The organism is Kitasatospora sp. Ki12, from assembly GCF_054601375.1.
In genome coordinates this window covers 1,472,776-1,490,179 of sequence record NZ_BAAIHT010000003.1, presented here as the reverse complement: position 1 = coordinate 1,490,179, position 17,404 = coordinate 1,472,776, and the positions used below count along the sequence as shown (strand labels likewise).

General features: G+C 72.7%; 15 protein-coding genes and 1 pseudogene. 8 read left to right on the top strand and 8 right to left on the bottom strand.

The window, feature by feature from the left end; all coding sequences use genetic code 11:
- The first annotated feature begins 119 nt into the window (after positions 1-119).
- A complete protein-coding gene (gene aceB / locus ACYP53_RS37135; protein ID WP_459650638.1) occupies positions 120-1,799 on the top strand; it encodes a malate synthase A in 1,680 nt (559 codons plus the stop codon).
- Positions 1,800-1,945: 146 nt separating this feature from the next.
- Entirely contained in the window at positions 1,946-2,347 is a 402-nt protein-coding gene (locus ACYP53_RS37130; RefSeq protein WP_189913744.1) for an allophanate hydrolase-related protein, read from the top strand.
- Between the two features lie 108 nt (positions 2,348-2,455).
- On the opposite strand, the gene ACYP53_RS37125 is transcribed toward ACYP53_RS37130, so the two are convergent.
- Entirely contained in the window at positions 2,456-3,484 is a 1,029-nt protein-coding gene (locus tag ACYP53_RS37125) for a winged helix-turn-helix domain-containing protein (protein ID WP_459650637.1), read from the bottom strand.
- A 55-nt stretch (positions 3,485-3,539) separates the two neighbouring features.
- Between ACYP53_RS37125 and ACYP53_RS37120 the strand changes: the two genes are divergently transcribed.
- Positions 3,540-4,817 carry an MFS transporter gene (locus ACYP53_RS37120; protein WP_459650636.1) on the top strand — a complete coding sequence of 426 codons (1,278 nt, stop codon included), beginning with the start codon at positions 3,540-3,542 and terminating at the stop codon, positions 4,815-4,817.
- Between the two features lie 237 nt (positions 4,818-5,054).
- Here the strand turns inward: ACYP53_RS37120 and ACYP53_RS37115 are convergent, their stop codons facing one another.
- The 7 genes from ACYP53_RS37115 to ACYP53_RS37085 all read right to left on the bottom strand — a co-directional run bounded on the left by ACYP53_RS37115 (position 5,055) and on the right by ACYP53_RS37085 (position 11,021).
- Positions 5,055-6,440, bottom strand: coding sequence for an 8-oxoguanine deaminase (locus ACYP53_RS37115; RefSeq protein WP_459650635.1), 1,386 nt, complete (start codon positions 6,438-6,440; stop codon positions 5,055-5,057).
- A gap of 78 nt (positions 6,441-6,518) precedes the next feature.
- Positions 6,519-7,994 (bottom strand): nucleobase:cation symporter-2 family protein, encoded by a 1,476-nt coding sequence (locus ACYP53_RS37110; protein ID WP_459650634.1) that lies wholly within the window; start codon positions 7,992-7,994, stop codon positions 6,519-6,521.
- Between the two features lie 266 nt (positions 7,995-8,260).
- Positions 8,261-9,181: a factor-independent urate hydroxylase gene (pucL, locus tag ACYP53_RS37105; RefSeq protein ID WP_189913739.1), complete on the bottom strand. Its 921-nt coding sequence runs from the start codon at positions 9,179-9,181 to the stop codon at positions 8,261-8,263.
- A 32-nt stretch (positions 9,182-9,213) separates the two neighbouring features.
- A complete protein-coding gene (uraH, locus tag ACYP53_RS37100; RefSeq protein ID WP_189913738.1) occupies positions 9,214-9,549 on the bottom strand; it encodes a hydroxyisourate hydrolase in 336 nt (111 codons plus the stop codon).
- A 116-nt stretch (positions 9,550-9,665) separates the two neighbouring features.
- A complete protein-coding gene (uraD, locus tag ACYP53_RS37095; protein ID WP_189913737.1) occupies positions 9,666-10,169 on the bottom strand; it encodes a 2-oxo-4-hydroxy-4-carboxy-5-ureidoimidazoline decarboxylase in 504 nt (167 codons plus the stop codon).
- Positions 10,170-10,395: 226 nt separating this feature from the next.
- Complete coding sequence (locus ACYP53_RS37090) at positions 10,396-10,779, bottom strand: helix-turn-helix domain-containing protein (protein WP_229928293.1); 384 nt, start codon at positions 10,777-10,779, stop codon at positions 10,396-10,398.
- The gene (locus tag ACYP53_RS37085) at positions 10,776-11,021 is read right to left on the bottom strand and encodes a thiamine-binding protein (RefSeq protein ID WP_189914085.1); all 246 of its coding nucleotides are present in this window, start codon (positions 11,019-11,021) and stop codon (positions 10,776-10,778) included. Before ACYP53_RS37085 ends, ACYP53_RS37090 begins: the two co-directional genes overlap by 4 nt.
- Before the next feature lie 214 nt (positions 11,022-11,235).
- Between ACYP53_RS37085 and ACYP53_RS37080 the strand changes: the two genes are divergently transcribed.
- The 5 genes and pseudogenes from ACYP53_RS37080 to alc form a co-directional block, all read left to right on the top strand.
- Entirely contained in the window at positions 11,236-12,084 is an 849-nt protein-coding gene (locus ACYP53_RS37080; RefSeq protein ID WP_459650633.1) for a TIM barrel protein, read from the top strand.
- Positions 12,085-12,141: 57 nt separating this feature from the next.
- Positions 12,142-13,029, top strand: coding sequence for a 2-hydroxy-3-oxopropionate reductase (locus tag ACYP53_RS37075; protein ID WP_189913735.1), 888 nt, complete (start codon positions 12,142-12,144; stop codon positions 13,027-13,029).
- 382 nt (positions 13,030-13,411) lie between these two features.
- Entirely contained in the window at positions 13,412-14,554 is a 1,143-nt protein-coding gene (locus ACYP53_RS37070; protein WP_459650632.1) for a glycerate kinase, read from the top strand.
- 125 nt (positions 14,555-14,679) lie between these two features.
- Entirely contained in the window at positions 14,680-16,107 is a 1,428-nt protein-coding gene (allB, locus tag ACYP53_RS37065) for an allantoinase AllB (protein WP_459650631.1), read from the top strand.
- A 72-nt stretch (positions 16,108-16,179) separates the two neighbouring features.
- Positions 16,180-17,226 (top strand): annotated as a pseudogene (gene alc, locus ACYP53_RS37060) (allantoicase); the annotation flags it as partial.
- Positions 17,227-17,404 lie beyond the last annotated feature (178 nt).

Sequence of the window (17,404 nt, the reverse complement as noted above, 5' to 3'; positions counted from 1 at the left end):
AGTCTCCACCTTACAGAATCGAACTCGCCGACAGGTGGGTATCGATCGAGGAAGTTCCCGAGGAGGCTCCCACCGGAGCTCCCTTCGCCAGGCTCAACCGTCTTAGGAGTGTCCTGCTCATGGCTGCAGATCAGGGGCCCTCCCCCAGCCTCCGGCCGGGGGTACCCCCAACCGCCTCTCCCGCCGCCCCGGTCGTCACCGTCGCCGGTCCGCGCGTCCCCCGGGCGGAGGAGGTGCTCACTCCGGAGGCGGTCGCCTTCGTCGTCGGCCTCCACCGCGCCTTCGAGGGCCGCCGGCAGGAACTCCTGGCCAGGCGGAAGACCCGCCGCGCCGAGATCGCGGCGACCGGCACGCTGGACTTCCTCCCCGAGACCGCCGACGTCCGGGCCGGCGACTGGAAGGTCGCCGAGGCGCCCCGCGCCCTCCAGGACCGCCGGGTCGAGATCACCGGGCCGACCGACCGCAAGATGGTCATCAACGCCCTCAACTCCGGCGCGCGGATCTGGCTCGCCGACTTCGAGGACGCCACCTCCCCGACCTGGGAGAACGTGGTCAGCGGCCAGGTCAACCTGATCGACGCCTACGAGGGCCGGATCGACTTCACCACCCCGGCCGGCAAGGCGTACGTCCTCAAGCCCGCCGCCGAACTCGCCACCGTCGTCGTCCGCCCGCGCGGCTGGCACCTGGACGAGAACCACCTGCTCGTCGACGGCACCCCGGTGGCCGGCGCCTTCGTCGACTTCGGCCTCTACTTCTTCCACAACGCCGCCCGGCTGCTCGCCAGGGGCGCCGAGGACCCCAACTCCGGGCCGTACTTCTACCTGCCCAAGACCGAGAGCCACCTGGAAGCCCGGCTCTGGAACGACGTGTTCACCCACGCCCAGGCCGAACTCGGCATCCCGCACGGCACCGTCCGCGCCACCGTCCTGATCGAGACCATCACCGCCGCCTTCGAGATGGACGAGATCCTCTACGAGCTGCGCGACCACGCGGCCGGCCTCAACGCCGGGCGCTGGGACTACCTGTTCTCGATCGTCAAGAACTTCCGCGACGCCGGCGAGCACTACATCCTGCCCGACCGCAACAGCGTGACCATGGCCTCGCCGTTCATGGCCGCCTACACCCGCCTGCTGGTGCAGACCTGCCACAAGCGCGGCGCCCACGCGATCGGCGGCATGGCCGCGTTCATCCCCAGCCGCAAGGACCCGGAGGTCAACGCGGCCGCGCTGGAGAAGGTCAAGGCCGACAAGGACCGCGAGGCCGGCAACGGCTTCGACGGCTCCTGGGTCGCCCACCCGGACCTGGTGCCGGTCGCCCGTGCCTCCTTCGACGCGGTGCTCGGCGAACGGCCCCACCAGAAGGACAACCCCGGCCCGTCCGAGCCGGTCACCCCCGCCCAGCTGCTCGACATCGCCGGCGCCGGCGGCAGCTGCACCCACGCGGGCCTGCACAACGCCGTCCAGGTCGGCGTCCGCTACATCGAGGCCTGGCTGCGCGGGCTGGGAGCGGTCGGCATCTTCAACATGATGGAGGACGCGGCCACCGCCGAGATCTCCCGCTCCCAGATCTGGCAGTGGATCCACAACGGGGTCGTGCTCTCCGACACCGGCGAGAAGGCCACCGCCGAACTCGTCCGCAACCTGGTCGCCACCGAACTGGCCGAACTCCTCGCCGAGCTGGGCGAGGACGCCTACCGCGCCGGCCGCTGGCGCGAGGCCGCCCAGCTCTTCGAACAGGTCGCCCTGGCCGAGGAGTTCGCGGACTTCCTGACCCTCCCCGCGCTTCCCCTGCTGGGCTGAGACCGAACCTATCCGCCGGGTGCCGGCCTCGGCGCCTGCCAGGCTGTAGCACTCCGGCGGCCCGTTGCTCCGTTCCGTACGGCGACGAATCCACCTGTCCTCTCGTCGCCGTACGGAACGGCCTTTTTCCCGTAAGGAGTTCACCCGTGCCGCGGATCTTCTTCAACGGCCAGGCGATGGTCGGCGGTCCCTTCCACGCCAAGGTCGCCGACGCGCTGATCGGGCCGGTCCGGACCGCCCCCGGCTACCGCTTCTTCTCCATCGACCACAGCGGCGGGACGGACGTCTGCCCGGGGCTGCTGGCCGACCCGGGCGTCGAGACCGCCATCGAGGGCGAGCTGTACGACATCAGCCTGGAGCGGCTGCGGGACGACATCCTGCCCGGCGAGCCGCGCGAGCTGGAGCTCGGCGTGATCGAGCTGGCAGACGGCTCGGCGTGCCTGTCCATGCTGCTCGCCCGGGGCGAGGTCGAGCGCGGCGTCCACCGCGAGATCACCCACCACGGCGGCTGGCGCGCCTACCTCGCGACGATCGGGCGCGAGGCCTGACGGGTCGGCGGCTGACAGGTGACAGGTGACAGGTGACAGGTGACAGCGAACAGATTTCAGCGAACAGATTTCATTATCTGTTATCTGTTATCTGTTCGCTGAAAGCCCTCAGCCCCCGCCCCCGAGGTGCGGGCGCCCCGTCACCAGCGCGTCGCCCAGCGCGCTGCGCCCGTACAGCACGCTGCGGCCGTGGCGGTTGCGTTCCAACAGCCCGGCCGCGGCGAGCGCGCCCAGGTGGCGGCTGACCGCACCCGGGGTGACCCCGAGCCGGTGCGCCAGTTCCGTGGTGCTGGCCGGGGTCTCCACCAGCGCCAGCAGCCTGGCCCGGGGGACCCCGATCAGTGCGGCCAGCGGCCCGTTCGGCGCCGTCGCCGGCCCTCCGGCGCCCAGCCCCTCGGCCATGGTGGCCTTCCCTCGCGCCGGGTAGCTGACCAGCGGCGGTCCCAGCTGGGTGATGTCGGTCTGCGCGCCGCGCCCGAACAGCGTCGGCATCAGCACCAGCCCCCGCCCGGCGAGGTCCACCGAGGTGCCCAGCGCCCGGACCGCGGGGTTGGCGTCGTCGATCGTCAGCACGCCGGCCCGCCAGGAGAGCCGGAAGTCGAGGTCCGCGAACAGGCCTTCCGCACCGCGCTCCGAGAGCATCCGGCCCCGGTACACGATGTCCGCCTCCAGCACCGAGCGCGCCCTGGGCCACCAGGCGGGCGCGAGGCAGCGCTTCCAGTAGGCCTCCAGCGCCTCCGCGACCCGGGCGACCAACCGTGCCGGATCGTCAAGCAGCCCGGCGAGCACAGGCGGCGGCGCGCTCCCGTCGCTCCTGTACGCCGCCAGGACGTCCGCGCGCACCACCTCCGGCGGGGCGGCGGCCATCCCGGAGAGCTCCGCGGCGAAGTCGGGGCGGGGAGCGGTCGGGCGCGGCGTCAGGAAGTCCGGGACGAAGGCGTTCGGCGTGACCAGCGACCCCAGCAGGGCCGTGTCCAGGGTCTCGTAGCGGGACTGCCAGCCGGCGATCCACGGCTGCTGCTCCGGGTAGTAGGCCGTGAACCTGCGGGCGCGCAGACTCAGCACCGTCTCCTGCAGCGGGGAGCAGGCGAACCAGGTGGCGGCGAGGTCGTCGACGCCGAAGCGGAACTCGAACATTGACCGCAACGGTAAAGGAATTCCGCCGGTCCGGGAATCCCGGTGTCCTTCTGCCATGACTTCCGCCACCGTGCGTCCGCCCACCACCGGACGCCTCCTCCGCCATGACCCGCTGGTGCGCCGGCTCGCCCTGATGAGCCTGGTGACCAACATTGGGAACGGTCTGTTCGTGACGGTCAGCGTGCTGTTCCTGACCCGTTCCGTGGGCCTGACGCCGGGCCGGATCGCGCTCGGGCTCACCGCGGCGGGCATCTGCGGGGTGTTCGCCGGGGTGCCGGTCGGGCGGCTCGCCGACCGGGTCGGCGGCAAGCGGCTGCTGCTCGCGATCGGGCCGCTGGAGGCGCTCGCCGTCCTCGGGTACGCCTTCGTACACTCCTTCGCCGCCTTCGTCGCCCTCGCCTGTGTGGCGACGCTGCTGGAGCGCGGTGCGGCGGCGGTGCGCAGCGCGCTGATCGCCGGGGTGCTCCCGGCGGAGGGCCAGGTCCACTCGCGGGCGCTGCTGCGGTCGGTGATGAACGCCGGGCTGGTGGTCGGCTCGGCCGGTGCCGCGCTGGCGCTGCAGGCCGACAGCTATGCCGGGTACGTGACGATGATGGTCCTGGACGCGGTGAGCTTCCTCGGTGCCACGGTGCTGCTGGCCGGGCTCCCCGTTCCTAATCTGACAAGTAGTCAGAACGGCGACGGCGATGGAGCGGTGAAGCCCAGGGGTGCCGCTCTTCGTGATCGTCGCTACCTGCTCGTCACCGCCCTGCACGCCGTCCTGGAGCTCCAACTCGCCGTGCTCACCGTGGGGATACCGCTCTGGATCGTGCTCGCGACGGACGCGCCCCCGGCGGTGGTGGCCGCCGTCGACGTGGTCAACTGCCTGCTGGTGGTGGGGTTCCAGGTCCGGGCGAGCCGGGGTGTCGTGGACGTCCCGACGGCCGCGCGGGCCTGTCTGCGGGGCGCGCTGCTGCTGGCGGGCGGCTGTCTGCTCTACGCGGCGGCGCAGGCGGGACCGGCGGTGGTGGCCGTGGCGGCGGTCCTCGGCGGCGCGCTGGTGCACAGCCTCGGCGAACTGCTCACCTCGGCCGGCGGCTGGACGCTGAGCCTGGACCTGGCGGACCAGCGGGCCCACGGCGAGTACCAGGGCGTCTTCATGAGCGGTCAGGCGGCGGCCCATGTGATCGGCCCGCTGGTGATCAGCCTGACGGTCGTCGACCACGGCGCCCTCGGCTGGGTGGTCCTCGCCGCCTTGTTCGCCGTCGCCGGTGCCGCCCTGCCGGCGGCCGTCGCCGGCGCCGCCCGCCCGGGTGCGGCCCGCCCGGGTGCGGTCCGCGCCTCGGCGCACTGAGCCCGCGGGGCCCCTTCCCCACGGGGGTGGGAGCGGGCCCCGCGCCGGGCACACCGCGGCCCCGGACCCTCGCCGTGGGTCCGGGGCCGCGGGTCCGCGCACCCGCCGTGGGGTGCGCGGAGTCCCGGGGGCGCACCGTCCCTGGGCGCCCCCGGAGTTCGGAGGAGGGTAGATCAGACCGCTCAGACCGCTCGAACCGATCCGGGCCGATCGGACCGCTCGAACCGATCCGGCCGATCAGACCGGTCGGGCCGCCAGCTCCCTGGCGGCGCGGGCGCAGTCGCGCGCGATCCGGTCCTCGTTGACGGTGGTCAGCTGGCCCTTCTCGACCACCGCGTTGCCGTTGACGAACAGCACCGACAGCGGCGGCAGCGCGCCGAAGGTGAGCGCGGCGACCGGGTCGGCGATGGACGAGTGCATGACCCCGTCGATCTTCCACAGCGCGAGGTCGGCGAGCTTGCCGGCCTCGATCGAGCCGATCTCGTTCTGCCGGCCGAGCACCCGGGCGCCGCCCATGGTGCCGAGGCGCAGCGCCTGGCGCCCGGTGAGGGCGGTGGGGGAGCCGTGCAGCCGGTTGATCAGCAGGGCGTTGCGCAGCTCGGTGCCGAGCTCGCCGGACTCGTTGGAGGCGGTGCCGTCCACGCCGAGGCCGACCGGGACGCCGGCCCGGAGCATGTCGGGCACCCGGGCGATGCCGGCGGCGAGGCGGGCGTTGGAGGACGGGCAGTGGGCGACGCCGGTGCCGGTCTCGGCGAACTTGGCGATGTCGGAGTCGTTCATGTGGACGCAGTGCGCCATCCAGACGTCCTCGCCGAGCCAGCCGACCGACTCGAAGTAGTCGGTCGGGCCCATGCCGAACAGCTCCTTGCAGAACTGCTCCTCCTCGGCGGTCTCCGAGCCGTGGGTGTGCAGCCGGACGCCCTTGCGGCGGGCGAGTTCGGCGGACTGGCGGAGCAGGTTGGTGGAGACCGAGAAGGGCGAGCAGGGCGCGATGGCGACGTGCAGCATCGAGCCGAAGGAGGAGTCGTGGTACGTGTCCACGGCGGCCTCGGAGGCGGCCAGGATGTCGTCCAGCTCCTCGACGGCGTGGTCCGGCGGCAGGCCGCCGTCCTTCTTGCTGCGGTCCATCGAGCCGCGCAGCGCGGTGAAGCGCAGGCCGAGCTCCTGGACGGCCTCGATGGAGGCGCCGAGGACGTCGCCGCCGTCCTTGGGGAACACGTAGTGGTGGTCCGAGGCGGTGGTGCAGCCGGACTTGAGCAGCGCGGCGGCGGAGCCCTGGCTGGCGGCGTGGACGAGCTTCTCGTCGATCCGGGCCCAGGTCGGGTAGAGGGCGACCAGCCAGTCGAACAGGATGTCGTCCTGGGCGAGGCCGCGGGTGATCCACTGGTAGAAGTGGTGGTGGGTGTTGACCAGGCCCGGGGTGATCAGGTGGCCCTCACCGTTGATCCGGCGCACCACGTTGTCCAGCCACGCGGGGGCGGGGCCGTCGCCGACCGCCTCGATCGTGTTGCCGAGGATGACCACGTGGCCGCGGGCGTACTCGGTGTCGTTCGCGTCCACGGTGGCGATCGCGACGTTCTCGATCACGATCCGCTGGTCGGCGGGCGGGGGCTGGACTGCCATGGTGTCACTCCTATGGGGGAGGGCCCGGAGGGGCGCGCGTCGGGCGTGTGCGGGTGGCACGCGCCCCTCCGGGGTTGGTCAGGACGGTGTCGCCGTCGGCACCGTCGTGCCGGAGCCCTGTCCGGATCCGGTCCGGCGGGTGGTTCCGACGTGGTGGAAGAGCAGGTTGAGCAGGACGGCCATCACGCAGCCGGCCGAGATCCCCGAGTGCATCAGGGTCCGGACGGCCTCCGGGAAGGAGTCGTAGAAGTTCGGTACGGCGATCGGGATGATGCCGACACCGAGGGAGACCGACACCAGGATGGTGTGGGAGCCGGACTCCATGCCGGCCTCCGCGAGGGTGCGGATGCCGCTCGCCGCGACCGTGCCGAAGAGCACGATCCCGGCGCCGCCGAGGACGGGCTGCGGCACCAGGGAGACGACCGAGCCCAGCACGGGGAACAGCCCCAGCAGGACCAGGATGCCTCCGCCGGCCGCGACCACGAACCGGCTGCGGATCTTCGTCAGCGCCACCAGCCCGATGTTCTGGGCGAAGGCGCTGGCGGCGAAGCCGTTGAAGACGGGGCTGAGCGCGGTGGCCAGGCCGTCGGCGCGCAGGCCGGCGGCGAGGGTGGGTTCGTCGGCCTCGCGGTCGACGATCTTGCCGAGCGCGAGCATGTCGGCGGTGGACTCGGTCATCGAGACCACCATGACGATGCAGAGCGAGACGATCGCGGCGGCGTCGAACACCGGCGCGCCGAAGTGGAACGGGGAGGGGAGCGCGAAGACCTTCGCGTCCCGGACCGCGCCGAAGTCGGTGAGGCCGAGCGGGACGGCGACCAGGGTGCCGAACGCCAGGCCGACGAGCAGGGACAGCTGCTGCCAGAAGCCGCGCAGCAGCCGGTTGCAGAGCACCACCGCGGCGAGGGTGATCGCGGCGAGGCCGATGGCCCGCATGGAGCCGTACCCGGGGGCGCCCGGCGAGCCGCCGCGCGCCCAGTTCACCGCCACCGGGAGCAGGGACACCCCGATGAGGGTGATCACGGTGCCCTGGACGACCGGGGGGAAGAACCGGATGAGCTTGCAGAAGTACGGTGCCGCGAGGAAGCACAGGAGCCCCGCGACGATCACCGCTCCGAAGATCACCGGGAGGGCGTCCTTCGGTCCCCCCGTTTTGTCGATGGAGCCCTTGGCGATGGCGATCATGGGCGCGACCCCCGCGAAGGAGACGCCGTTCACGAACGGCAGTCGCGCGCCGATCTTCCAGACGCCGAGGGTCTGGAGGAGGGTGGCCAGTCCGGCGGTGAACAGGCTGGCCGATATGAGCAGGGCGAGTTCGGCGGGGGAGAGCCCGACGCCGGCGCCGACGATGAGCGGGGGTGCGACGACTCCCGCGTACATCGCGGCGACGTGCTGGAGTCCGGTGGAGATCAGCTTCACCGGGGGCAGCAACTCGTCCACGGGGTGGATTCCTGGCCCGGACTCCTCGCCGGGGAGGCCGGTGGACGTGTCCGGGCCAGGGGGTCTTGCAGGGGTGGAACCGCCGTCTGTACTGCTGGTGCTGCTGGGTGCCATGTCGAGCCCCTCTTGTGCCCGTGGCTCCCGGCGCGCCCGTGGCGCTGGAGACCCCCCGAGGACGGGACGGCGGAGCAAGGATTCCCCGGGGTGCTTCTCCAGTGCCCCGGGCCGGCCGCCGCGAGGCAGGCACGAACTCCGGTTGGTGGGGGTGGAGAAACAGGTGGTGCTGATCATGCGGGTGGTGCGGCCCGCCCGGGCTCGACCGGCCCGTGGGGGCCGGAGGGTGCGGCGATTCCGGGCGGAGTCCATGGAGGCGGGAGGGGTCAGACGACCGGGATGACCGGGACGACGCCCTCGCGGTGCACGGTGCCCTCGATCAGGCCGTACATGCGGTCCGCGGCGTAGTAGACCTCGTTCTCGTTCTTGAGGCCGAAGGGCTCCAGGTCGACGAGGAAGTGGTGCTTGTTGGGCAGTTCGAGGCGTACCTCGTCCACCTCGGCGCGGTTGTTGAGGACCCGGGTGCCCATCGCGTGCAGGGTCTGCTGCAGCGAGTAGGAGTAGGTCTCGGCGAACGCCTCCAGCAGGTGGCGGCGCACGTGGGTGTAGGAGCGGTTCCAGTTGGGCTGGGCCTCGCCGTCCTTGCCGCTGTAGTTGTACTTCCAGCGGGCGGTGACCTGGGTGGCGAGGATGCGGTCGTACGCCTCCTGCAGGGTGGTGTACTTGTCCTTGATGTAGCCCCAGAACTCCGAGTTGGTGGAGTTCAGCACCACGAGGTCCTTCAGGCCGGAGATGACCTGGACGGACTCGCCGTCGTAGAAGATCTCGGTGGTGCGGACCTCCTGGCCGTTGCGGACGAAGGAGTGGCCGACCTCCTCCGAGCCGATGAAACGGGCCGAGCTGTCCGGCGTCCGGATCCGGTCCCAGGAGTACTCCTCGATCCGGATCCGGGCGCCGTGCACGACGCCGCGCTCGGTGTCGTCGACGAAGTGGCGGGCCAGGACGATGCCGAAGGCCTCGGCCGACTCGATGCCGTACTCCTTGGCGAAGGCGTAGACGGTGTTCTTGGTGGTGTCGGTGGGGAGGCAGTTGGCGTTGGACCCGGTGAGGTGGACGTCCTCGAACTCACCCTGGAGGGAGACCGAGACGTTCAGGTCCTTGATCTCGTGCCGGGTGGAGTCGCGGTAGATCCGGACGATGCGGTTCTCCGCCTTGCCGTACTGGTTCTGACCGAGCACGTGGGCCATGACGTGGCTCCTAGAGCTTCCAGGTCGGTCTACTAGCTTCCGCGGTAGACCGAGTATCCGAACGGGTTGAGCAGCAGCGGCACGTGGTAGTGGTGCTGTTCGGGCGCGACCGTGAAGACGATCGAGACCTCGGGGAAGAACGGCGGCTCCGTCGACTTGAGCGCGTAGTACGCGTTGGTGTCGAAGAGCAGCCGGACGACCGAGCCCGCCTCCACGGCCGGCAGGTCCTTGACCCGGCCGTCGGAGTCCGTGGCGGAGGTGCCGAGCACCTGCCAGCCACCCTCGGTGTGCAGTGCGAGCTCGACCGGGACACCCTCGGCCGGGCGGCCGAGGCTGGTGTCGAGCACGTGGGTGGAGATGCCAGTCATGGGTGAAGTGACCTTACTGATGGCAGATGTGATGGTGCGTCATATCGCGTTCGACATGCCCGGCGGTCGACCGCGACGAAACCACGACGGTACGTCAGGAATGTGTCGGTGACGTGTCAGGAACCGTCGAGCAGGCGGCCGAGCCGGATGTCGTTGATCTTGCGCAGCTCCCCGCGGACGATCTCCGCCTCGGTGGCGGCGTCGTTGGGGTGGCGTTCGCGCAGGGCGGCGAGCATGCCGGTCGCGGTGCGGCCGGTCGCGCAGATCAGGAACACGTGGCCGAACTTCGCCTCGTAGGCGGCGTTGGCCTCGCGCAGTTCGTCGAGGACCGCTCGGTCCACGCCCTGGATTCCGGCCTGCTCGCGCTCGGAGGTGGCGTCGCCCGCCTTGGGCGTGCCGATCCGGGCGTGGCCGGCCATCGCGTCGCGCAGGTCCCCGGCCGTCAGTGACGCCATGGCCGCCGCGTTGGCGGCGAACAGGGACTCGCGGTCGGACCAGGGCTTGGCCGCCGCGACCGCGGCGGCCCAACGGGGGCTGGAGCATACCTCCAGCAGGATCGCCTCCAGTTCCGCGGCATCGGCCGCGGCCAGGGCGTCAAGGGCGTGGGGGTGGTTGGTCACGGGTGGACCTCCTGAAGAGTGGTGCCACCCGGAAAAGCTAGATCGACCCCACCCGGCCGTCAACACTTTGTTGAACGGTTGGTGGTTACGTTTTGAACCGGCCCGCGCTGCCGGGCCCTTTCGTGTGCGATTCGCCAAGTGTGCCCCGCCGAGGGCCGGTCCAGACTGGCCGTACCGGCGGGGTCACCCGTTCGGAAGGTCTCCGTCGAGGGCGCCGGGGCGGCTCTCAGGAGGTCTTCGAGCCGTCCTGGCGGTTCAGGTAGTTGTACACCGTGAACCGGCTGACGCCCAGGGCCGAGGCGACCGTCTCGACGCCGTGGCGGACGGTGAAGGCGCCGCGCTCCTCCAGCAGGGCGACGACCCGCTGCTTCTCCAGCCGGTCCAGCTCGGCCAGCGGGCGGCCGTCGAACTGGCGGGCCATCTCGGCCAGCAGCCGGTCCAGCGCACTGCTCAGGTGCGGCAGCCGGACGGCCAGGGCCGGCCGGCCCTCCCACTCCAGGACGACGTCCTCGGCCTTCGCCTCGCCCAGCGGGACGGGCGTCGCGCCGACCGCGTCCAGCAGCGGCTTCACCGCCGCGGCGAGCTGGTGCTCCACGTGCTGCTCGGTCACGGCGTACCGCCCTCCTCGCCCAGGACGCTCACCTGGACCGAGATGCGGGTCGCCCCGGCGTCCAGGGTCTCCCGGAGCAGCCTGGTCACCGCGTCGAGGACCTGCTCGGCCTCGCCCTCGGCGCCGGTGCCGAACGGGCCGACCGACACGGCCAGGCCCGCCTCGTCGACGACCTTGCGGGCCGCCGCGGCGTGCTCGGGGAACGTGTCCAGTTCGAACGGTTCTGTCGTGAACTCCACCATCAATCGCACGGCATCACTGTATCGAGCGGGGGTGCGGGCGGGCAGGGGCTGGGCGATCGGACGGGTGGTTCCCGGTGTCGGCGCACCCCACGGGCGTCTTCAACAAAATGTTGCGGCGCCCTTGACACGTCCTTCAGTGTCCGGAGATGCTTCCACCACACAGAATCCCTCTTCCGGATCGTGGAAGTTGCGGATGACGGAAGAGAGATGAGAGGTGAGTGACGTGACGGCCGCTGCCAAGCACCGCTACACGGTCAACCTGTCGATCCTGTTCGGCGAGCTGCCCCTTCTGGAGCGCCCCGCCGCGGCCGCCGCGGCCGGCTTCACCGCCGCCGAGCTCTGGTGGCCCTTCGGTGAGGAGCACGACCCCTCCGCGGCCGAACTGGACGCGCTCCGCAAGGCGTTCACCGACTCCGGAGTACGGCTCACCGGGCTCAACTTCCTGGACGACCTGAGCCGGGGCGCCCGCGGTACCGTCTCGGTGCCGTCCGAGCGGGACCGCTTCCGGGCCAACGTCCCGGTCGCCGCGGAGCTCGCCGCCTCGCTCGGCACCAAGGCGCTCAACGCGCTCTACGGCAACCGGGTCGAGGGCGTGGACCCGGCCGAGCAGGACACGCTCGCCCTGGAGAACCTGGTGATCGCGGCCAAGGCCGCGCACGAGGTCGGCGCGATCCTGCTGATCGAGGCCCTGAACGCGGCCGAGTCCCCGGACTACCCGCTGGTCTCGGCCGACGCCGCGGTCGAGGTGGTCGACAAGGTCAACGCCGCCACCGGCCTGGGCAACGCCAGGTTCCTGTGCGACCTCTACCACCTGGCCAAGAACGGCGAGGACCTCGCCCGGGTCATCGACACCCACGCCGACCGCATCGGCCACGTGCAGATCGCCGACAACCCGGGCCGCAACGAGCCCGGCACCGGCGGACTGGACTTCGAGGACCTGTTCGCCCGGCTCACCGCCGCCGGCTACACGGGCCCGATCGGCCTGGAGTACCGCCCCTCCACCGGCGTCAGCGCCGACAGCTTCGGGTGGCTGCCGCGCGAGCTGCGCGGCGCCCAGGCCTAGGCCCCCGAGCGCCCACAAGCCTCCCCACCCCACGAACGACGTAAGGAACTCGACGCGATGAGCCGCAAGATCGCCTTCATCGGCCTCGGCATCATGGGCAGCCCGATGGCCGCCAACCTGGTCAAGGCCGGCCACCACGTCACCGGCTTCAACCTCACCCAGCCGCAGATCGACGCCCTGGTCGCGGCCGGCGGCCACGGCGCCGCCTCCATCGCCGAGGCGGTGAAGGACGCCGAGGTGGTCATCACCATGGTCCCGGCCGACCCCCAGGTCGAGCAGGTCATCCTCGGCGAGGGCGGCGTGCTGGAGAACGCCGCGCCCGGCACCCTGGTGATCGACATGTCCTCGATCACCCCGCAGACCTCGATCAAGGTCGAGGCCGCCGCCAAGGAGAGGGGCGTCCGCACCCTGGACGCGCCGGTCTCCGGCGGCGAGGCCGGCGCCGTCGAGGCCGTCCTGTCGATCATGGTCGGCGGCGCCGCCGAGGACTTCGCCGAGGCCAAGCCGCTGTTCGACGCGCTCGGCACCACGGTCGTCCACGTCGGCCCGGCCGGCGCCGGCCAGACCGTCAAGGCCGCCAACCAGCTGATCGTCGCCGTGAACATCCAGGTGCTCGCCGAGGCCGTGGTGTTCCTGGAGAACGCCGGCGTCGACCTCGGGGCCGCGCTGGACGTGCTCGGCGGCGGCCTGGCCGGCTCGACCGTGCTCAACCGCAAGAAGGCGAACATGCTGAACCGCGAGTTCGCCCCCGGCTTCCGGATCGACCTGCACCACAAGGACATGGGCATCGTCACCGACGCCGCCCGCGCCGTGGGCGCCGCGCTGCCGGTCGGCGCCGTGGTGGCCCAGCTGGTCGCCTCCGCCCGCGCCAACGGCGACGGCTCCCTCGACCACTCGGCGCTGCTGCGCGGCGTCGAGCGGCTCTCCGGCCGCGAGGTCGCGTAACACCCGAGGCGTGACACCCGAGGTCACGTAACACCCCGGGGGCTCCTGAGCGGAGCCCCCGCCCCAAGCTCCTCCTGGCGGCGTGTACCCATCCGGTCGTGCCCGCGCCGTCAGGAGGCCGGACCCGACCGGCGCGCGGGCCGGGGCTCATCCGCCCGCCCGCCGGTCGAACCAGCCGGTGACGCGTAACCCCTCCCGAGGGGGCACTTCGGTCGTGCCCACGCGTCGCCTGGCCCCCTCCCCGCCGAGGGGAGCCCCCCGTACGTCGGAAGCGGGACGGGGGGAACGGCGGGGAGGGGGTCGCACCCCCCGATTCCCGGGCACATGCTTGACGCACGTCGCAGTACCGCCGCCAGACCCGTACGGAAGCGAGGACCGCACCATGCCCCCCACCCCTCACCAGGGCCATGTGGTCGTCGCCCCCGACAAGTTCAAGGGCACCCTGGAGGGCGCCGAGGTCGCGGCCCGGATCGCCGCCGGCATCCGCCGCGTCGCGCCCGGTACCGAGGTGCGGGAGCTGCCCGTCGCCGACGGCGGCGAGGGGACCCTGGCCGCCGCGCTCGCGGCCGGCTTCGACCGCGTCCCGGCCAAGGTGGCCGGCCCGACCGGCCTGCCGGTGGACGCCGCGCTCGCCGTCAAGGGCGACACCGCCGTGGTCGAGCTGGCGCAGGCCTCCGGGCTCGCCCGGCTGCCCGGCGGCCGGACCGCCCCGCTCACGGCCGGGTCCTTCGGGGTCGGCCAGCTGATCGGCCGGGCCGTGTCGCTCGGCGTCAAGCGGATCGTGCTGGGCCTCGGCGGCAGCGCCGGTACGGACGGCGGCGCGGGCATGGTGCAGGCGCTCGGAGTGCGCCTGCGCGACGCCGACGGCGCCGAACTCCCGCCCGGCGGGGCCGCGTTGCGCAGGCTCGCGGAGATCGACCCGGGGCCGCTGGCCGACGCGCTGGGCGGGGTCGAGATCGTGGTCGCCTGCGACGTGGACAACCCGCTGCTCGGGCCGCGCGGCGCCGCCGCCGTCTACGGCCCGCAGAAGGGCGCCGACGAGGACGACCTGGTGGTCCTGGAGGAAGGCCTGGCCCGGTTCGCCGACCTGGTCGCCGGGGTCACCGGCCGGGACCTCAGGGAGGCCCCCGGCGCCGGCGCCGCGGGCGGGGTGGGCTTCGCCGCCCTCGCCCTGCTCGGCGCCACCATGCGACCCGGCATCGAGCTGCTGCTCGATCTGCTGGGCTTCGACGAGGCCGTGCGTGGGGCACGCCTCGTCGTGACCGGCGAGGGCTGCCTGGACGCACAGACGCTCCACGGCAAGGCCCCCGCCGGAGTCGCCGCGGCGGCCGCCCGGGCGGGGGTTCGGGTGGCCGCCGTGGCAGGTCGGCTGGAACTCGCCGAACCCGAGTGGCGGGCGGCCGGCTTCGCCGCCGCGATCGCGCTGACCGACCTGGCCGAACAGCCGGGGGACAGCATGACCAGGGCCGCCGAGCTGGCCGAGGTGGCGGGGGAGAAGTTGGCCGGAGAGCTGCTGCCGGGCTGAGCCCTCGTACGTTCATCCATTGACGTTTTGTTGAAGGCGGGCCTAGGCTCCCCGGCAATCCCTCACCTCCCCGGGTCCGGCCCACCCCCCAACCACCCCCGACTCCCAGGTTCCGGAGGTCTCCCATGCCTTTCAGCCAACCCACGGTGATCCGCTCCCGGCGGGTGGTCCTGCCCGACGGAGAGCGCCCCGCGGACGTGCTGATCCGGGACGGGAGGATCGAGCAGGTCGTCGCCCACGGCTCGCTCGCGGTTGGCGACCGCAAGCTCGGCGACCGCAAGCTCGCCGACCGCGAACTCGTCGACCTCGGCGACACCGCCCTGCTGCCCGGCCTGGTCGACACCCACGTGCACGTCAACGAGCCCGGCCGCACCGAGTGGGAGGGCTTCGCCACCGCCACCCGGGCCGCCGCGGCCGGCGGTGTCACCACGATCATCGACATGCCGCTCAACTCGATCCCGCCCACCACCACGGTGGAGGGACTGCGGGTCAAGCGGAAGACCGCCGAGGGCCAGGCCTGGGTCGACCTCGGCTTCTGGGGCGGCGCCGTCCCCGGCAACGTCGCGGACCTCGAACCCCTGTACCGCGAGGGCGTGTTCGGCTTCAAGAGCTTCCTCGCCCCCTCCGGCGTGGACGAGTTCCCGCACGTCGAGGGCCCCGACCTGGAGGCCGCGCTGGCCGAGCAGGCCCGGATCGGCGCACTGGCGATCATCCACGCCGAGGATCCGGCCGTCCTCGCCGCCGCCCCGCAGCAACCCGGCGTCCACTACCGGGACTTCCTCGCCTCCCGCCCCGCCGACGCGGAGACCGCGGCCGTTGCCCACCTGCTCGACACGGCCCGGCGCACCGGCGCCCGGGTCCACATCCTGCACGTCTCCTCCGCCGCCGTCCTGCCGCTGCTGCGCCGGGCGCGCGAGGACGGCGTCCGGGTGACCGCCGAGACCTGTCCGCACTACCTGACCCTCGCGGCCGAGCAGGTGCCCGACGGCGACACCGCCTTCAAGTGCTGCCCGCCGATCCGCGACGAGTCCAACCGGGACGCGCTCTGGGAGGCCCTGGCGAACGGCGAGTTCATCGCCGTCGTCTCCGACCACTCGCCGTCCACCCCCGACCTCAAGCTGCTGCCCGAGTACGGCGGCAGCGGGGACTTCGCGGCCGCCTGGGGCGGGATCGCCTCGCTGCAGCTCGGCCTGCCGGCCGTCTGGACGGAGGCCCGCCGCCGCGGCCACAGCCTGTCCGACGTGGTGCGCTGGATGTCCGCCGGACCGGCCGAACTGGTCGGCCTCACCGGCACCAAGGGCGCCATCGCCCCCGGCCACGACGCCGACCTGGTCGCCTTCGACCCCGACGGCGAGTTCGCCGTCCGGGCGAGCGGCCTGCACCACCGCAACCCCGTGACCCCGTACGCGGGCCGGACCCTCACCGGCGCGGTGCGCGGCACCTGGCTGCGCGGCCGCGAGGTGGACACCGGCGCCCGGCCCTTCGGCCGGCAGCTCGTCCGGCCCGCCGACTCCCTTTCCGACAGCGCCGGCCGAACCGACAGCGCCTTCTGAACCGCCAGCGCCGTCCGAACCGACACCGCTTTCCGAGCCTTCCGAACCGACACCGCCTCCTGAGGAGAGCCAGTGACCACTGCCGACACCCCGAGCGCTCCCTTCACCGAGCTGGTCAACCTGGCCTCCCGGCTGCTCGGCGCGGGCGTCGTCGCCACCAACGAGGACACCTTCGCGGACGCGGAGAACCTGCTGGTCGCCAAGCCCGCCGAGTTCCGCCCGCACACCTTCGGCCACAAGGGCCAGATCATGGACGGCTGGGAGTCCAAGCGCCGCCGCGGCGTCTCCGCCGAGCAGCCGCACCCCACCGACCTGGACCACGACTGGGCGGTCGTCCGGCTCGGCGTCGGCGGCGTGATCCGCGGCGTCATCGTGGACACCGCCCACTTCACCGGCAACTACCCGGAGTCCGGCTCCGTCGAGGCCGCGTCCGTACCCGGCCACCCCTCGCCCGAGGAGCTGGCGGACGCCGAGTGGACCGCGATCGTGCCGCGCACCCCGCTGCGGGGGAACACCGCCCACGAGTTCGCCGTCGAGGACGCCACCCGCTACACCCACGTACGGCTCAACATCTTCCCGGACGGCGGCGTGGCCCGGCTGCGGGTGCACGGCGAGGTGCTGCCCGACCCGCGCGAACTGGACGGCCTCACCTTCGACCTGGCCGCCCAGGAGTACGGCGGCGTGGCCGAGGCGGCGTCCGACCGCTACTTCTCCTCCCCGCACAACCTGAACGCTCCCGGCCGCGCCTCCGTCATGGGCGAGGGCTGGGAGACCCGGCGTCGGCGCGACAAGGCCAACGACTGGGTGCAGATCGCCCTGGCCGGGGGCGGCGAGGTCCTGGCCGCCGAGGTGGACACCACCCACTTCGTCGCCAACGCCCCCGGCTGGGCCGACCTGATCGGCTTCGACGCCTCGACCGGGGCGGACCCGGCCGACGGCGAATGGTTCGAGCTACTGCCGCGCACCCGGCTGCAGCCCGACACCCGGCACCGCTTCCGGCTCGACCCGGGCCGCCCGGTGACCCACGTGCGCATCAACGTCTACCCGGACGGCGGGCTCGCCCGCCTCCGGCTCACCGGCCGCCTCACCGAGGCCGGCCGCGCGGCCCTCGCGCTGCGCTGGTTCGACGCCGTCCCGGCCGCCGAGGCCGCCGCGGCCCTCACCGAGGCCGGGCTGACCGCGGACGAGGCCGCCGCCCTGGCCGCCGCCCGCCCGCTGGCGGACCCGGCCGCGGCCGGCGCCGCCGTCGCGGCGCTCCGGCCGGCCGACGGCCCCGACGGCGAGCACTCCTCCCGCC

Bases quoted from the DNA above. Each gene is read 5' to 3' on its own strand.
- ACYP53_RS37075 (WP_189913735.1), top strand. From the start codon at position 12,142: ATGAGCCGCAAGATCGCCTTCATCGGCCTCGGCATCATGGGCAGCCCG.
- ACYP53_RS37085 (WP_189914085.1), bottom strand. From the start codon at position 11,021: ATGGTGGAGTTCACGACAGAACCGTTCGAACTGGACACGTTCCCCGAG.
- allB (WP_459650631.1), top strand. From the start codon at position 14,680: ATGCCTTTCAGCCAACCCACGGTGATCCGCTCCCGGCGGGTGGTCCTG.
- ACYP53_RS37120 (WP_459650636.1), top strand. From the start codon at position 3,540: ATGACTTCCGCCACCGTGCGTCCGCCCACCACCGGACGCCTCCTCCGC.
- ACYP53_RS37125 (WP_459650637.1), bottom strand. From the start codon at position 3,484: ATGTTCGAGTTCCGCTTCGGCGTCGACGACCTCGCCGCCACCTGGTTC.
- uraH (WP_189913738.1), bottom strand. From the start codon at position 9,549: ATGACTGGCATCTCCACCCACGTGCTCGACACCAGCCTCGGCCGCCCG.
- ACYP53_RS37110 (WP_459650634.1), bottom strand. From the start codon at position 7,994: ATGGCACCCAGCAGCACCAGCAGTACAGACGGCGGTTCCACCCCTGCA.
- ACYP53_RS37070 (WP_459650632.1), top strand. From the start codon at position 13,412: ATGCCCCCCACCCCTCACCAGGGCCATGTGGTCGTCGCCCCCGACAAG.
- ACYP53_RS37115 (WP_459650635.1), bottom strand. From the start codon at position 6,440: ATGGCAGTCCAGCCCCCGCCCGCCGACCAGCGGATCGTGATCGAGAAC.
- pucL (WP_189913739.1), bottom strand. From the start codon at position 9,181: ATGGCCCACGTGCTCGGTCAGAACCAGTACGGCAAGGCGGAGAACCGC.
- aceB (WP_459650638.1), top strand. From the start codon at position 120: ATGGCTGCAGATCAGGGGCCCTCCCCCAGCCTCCGGCCGGGGGTACCC.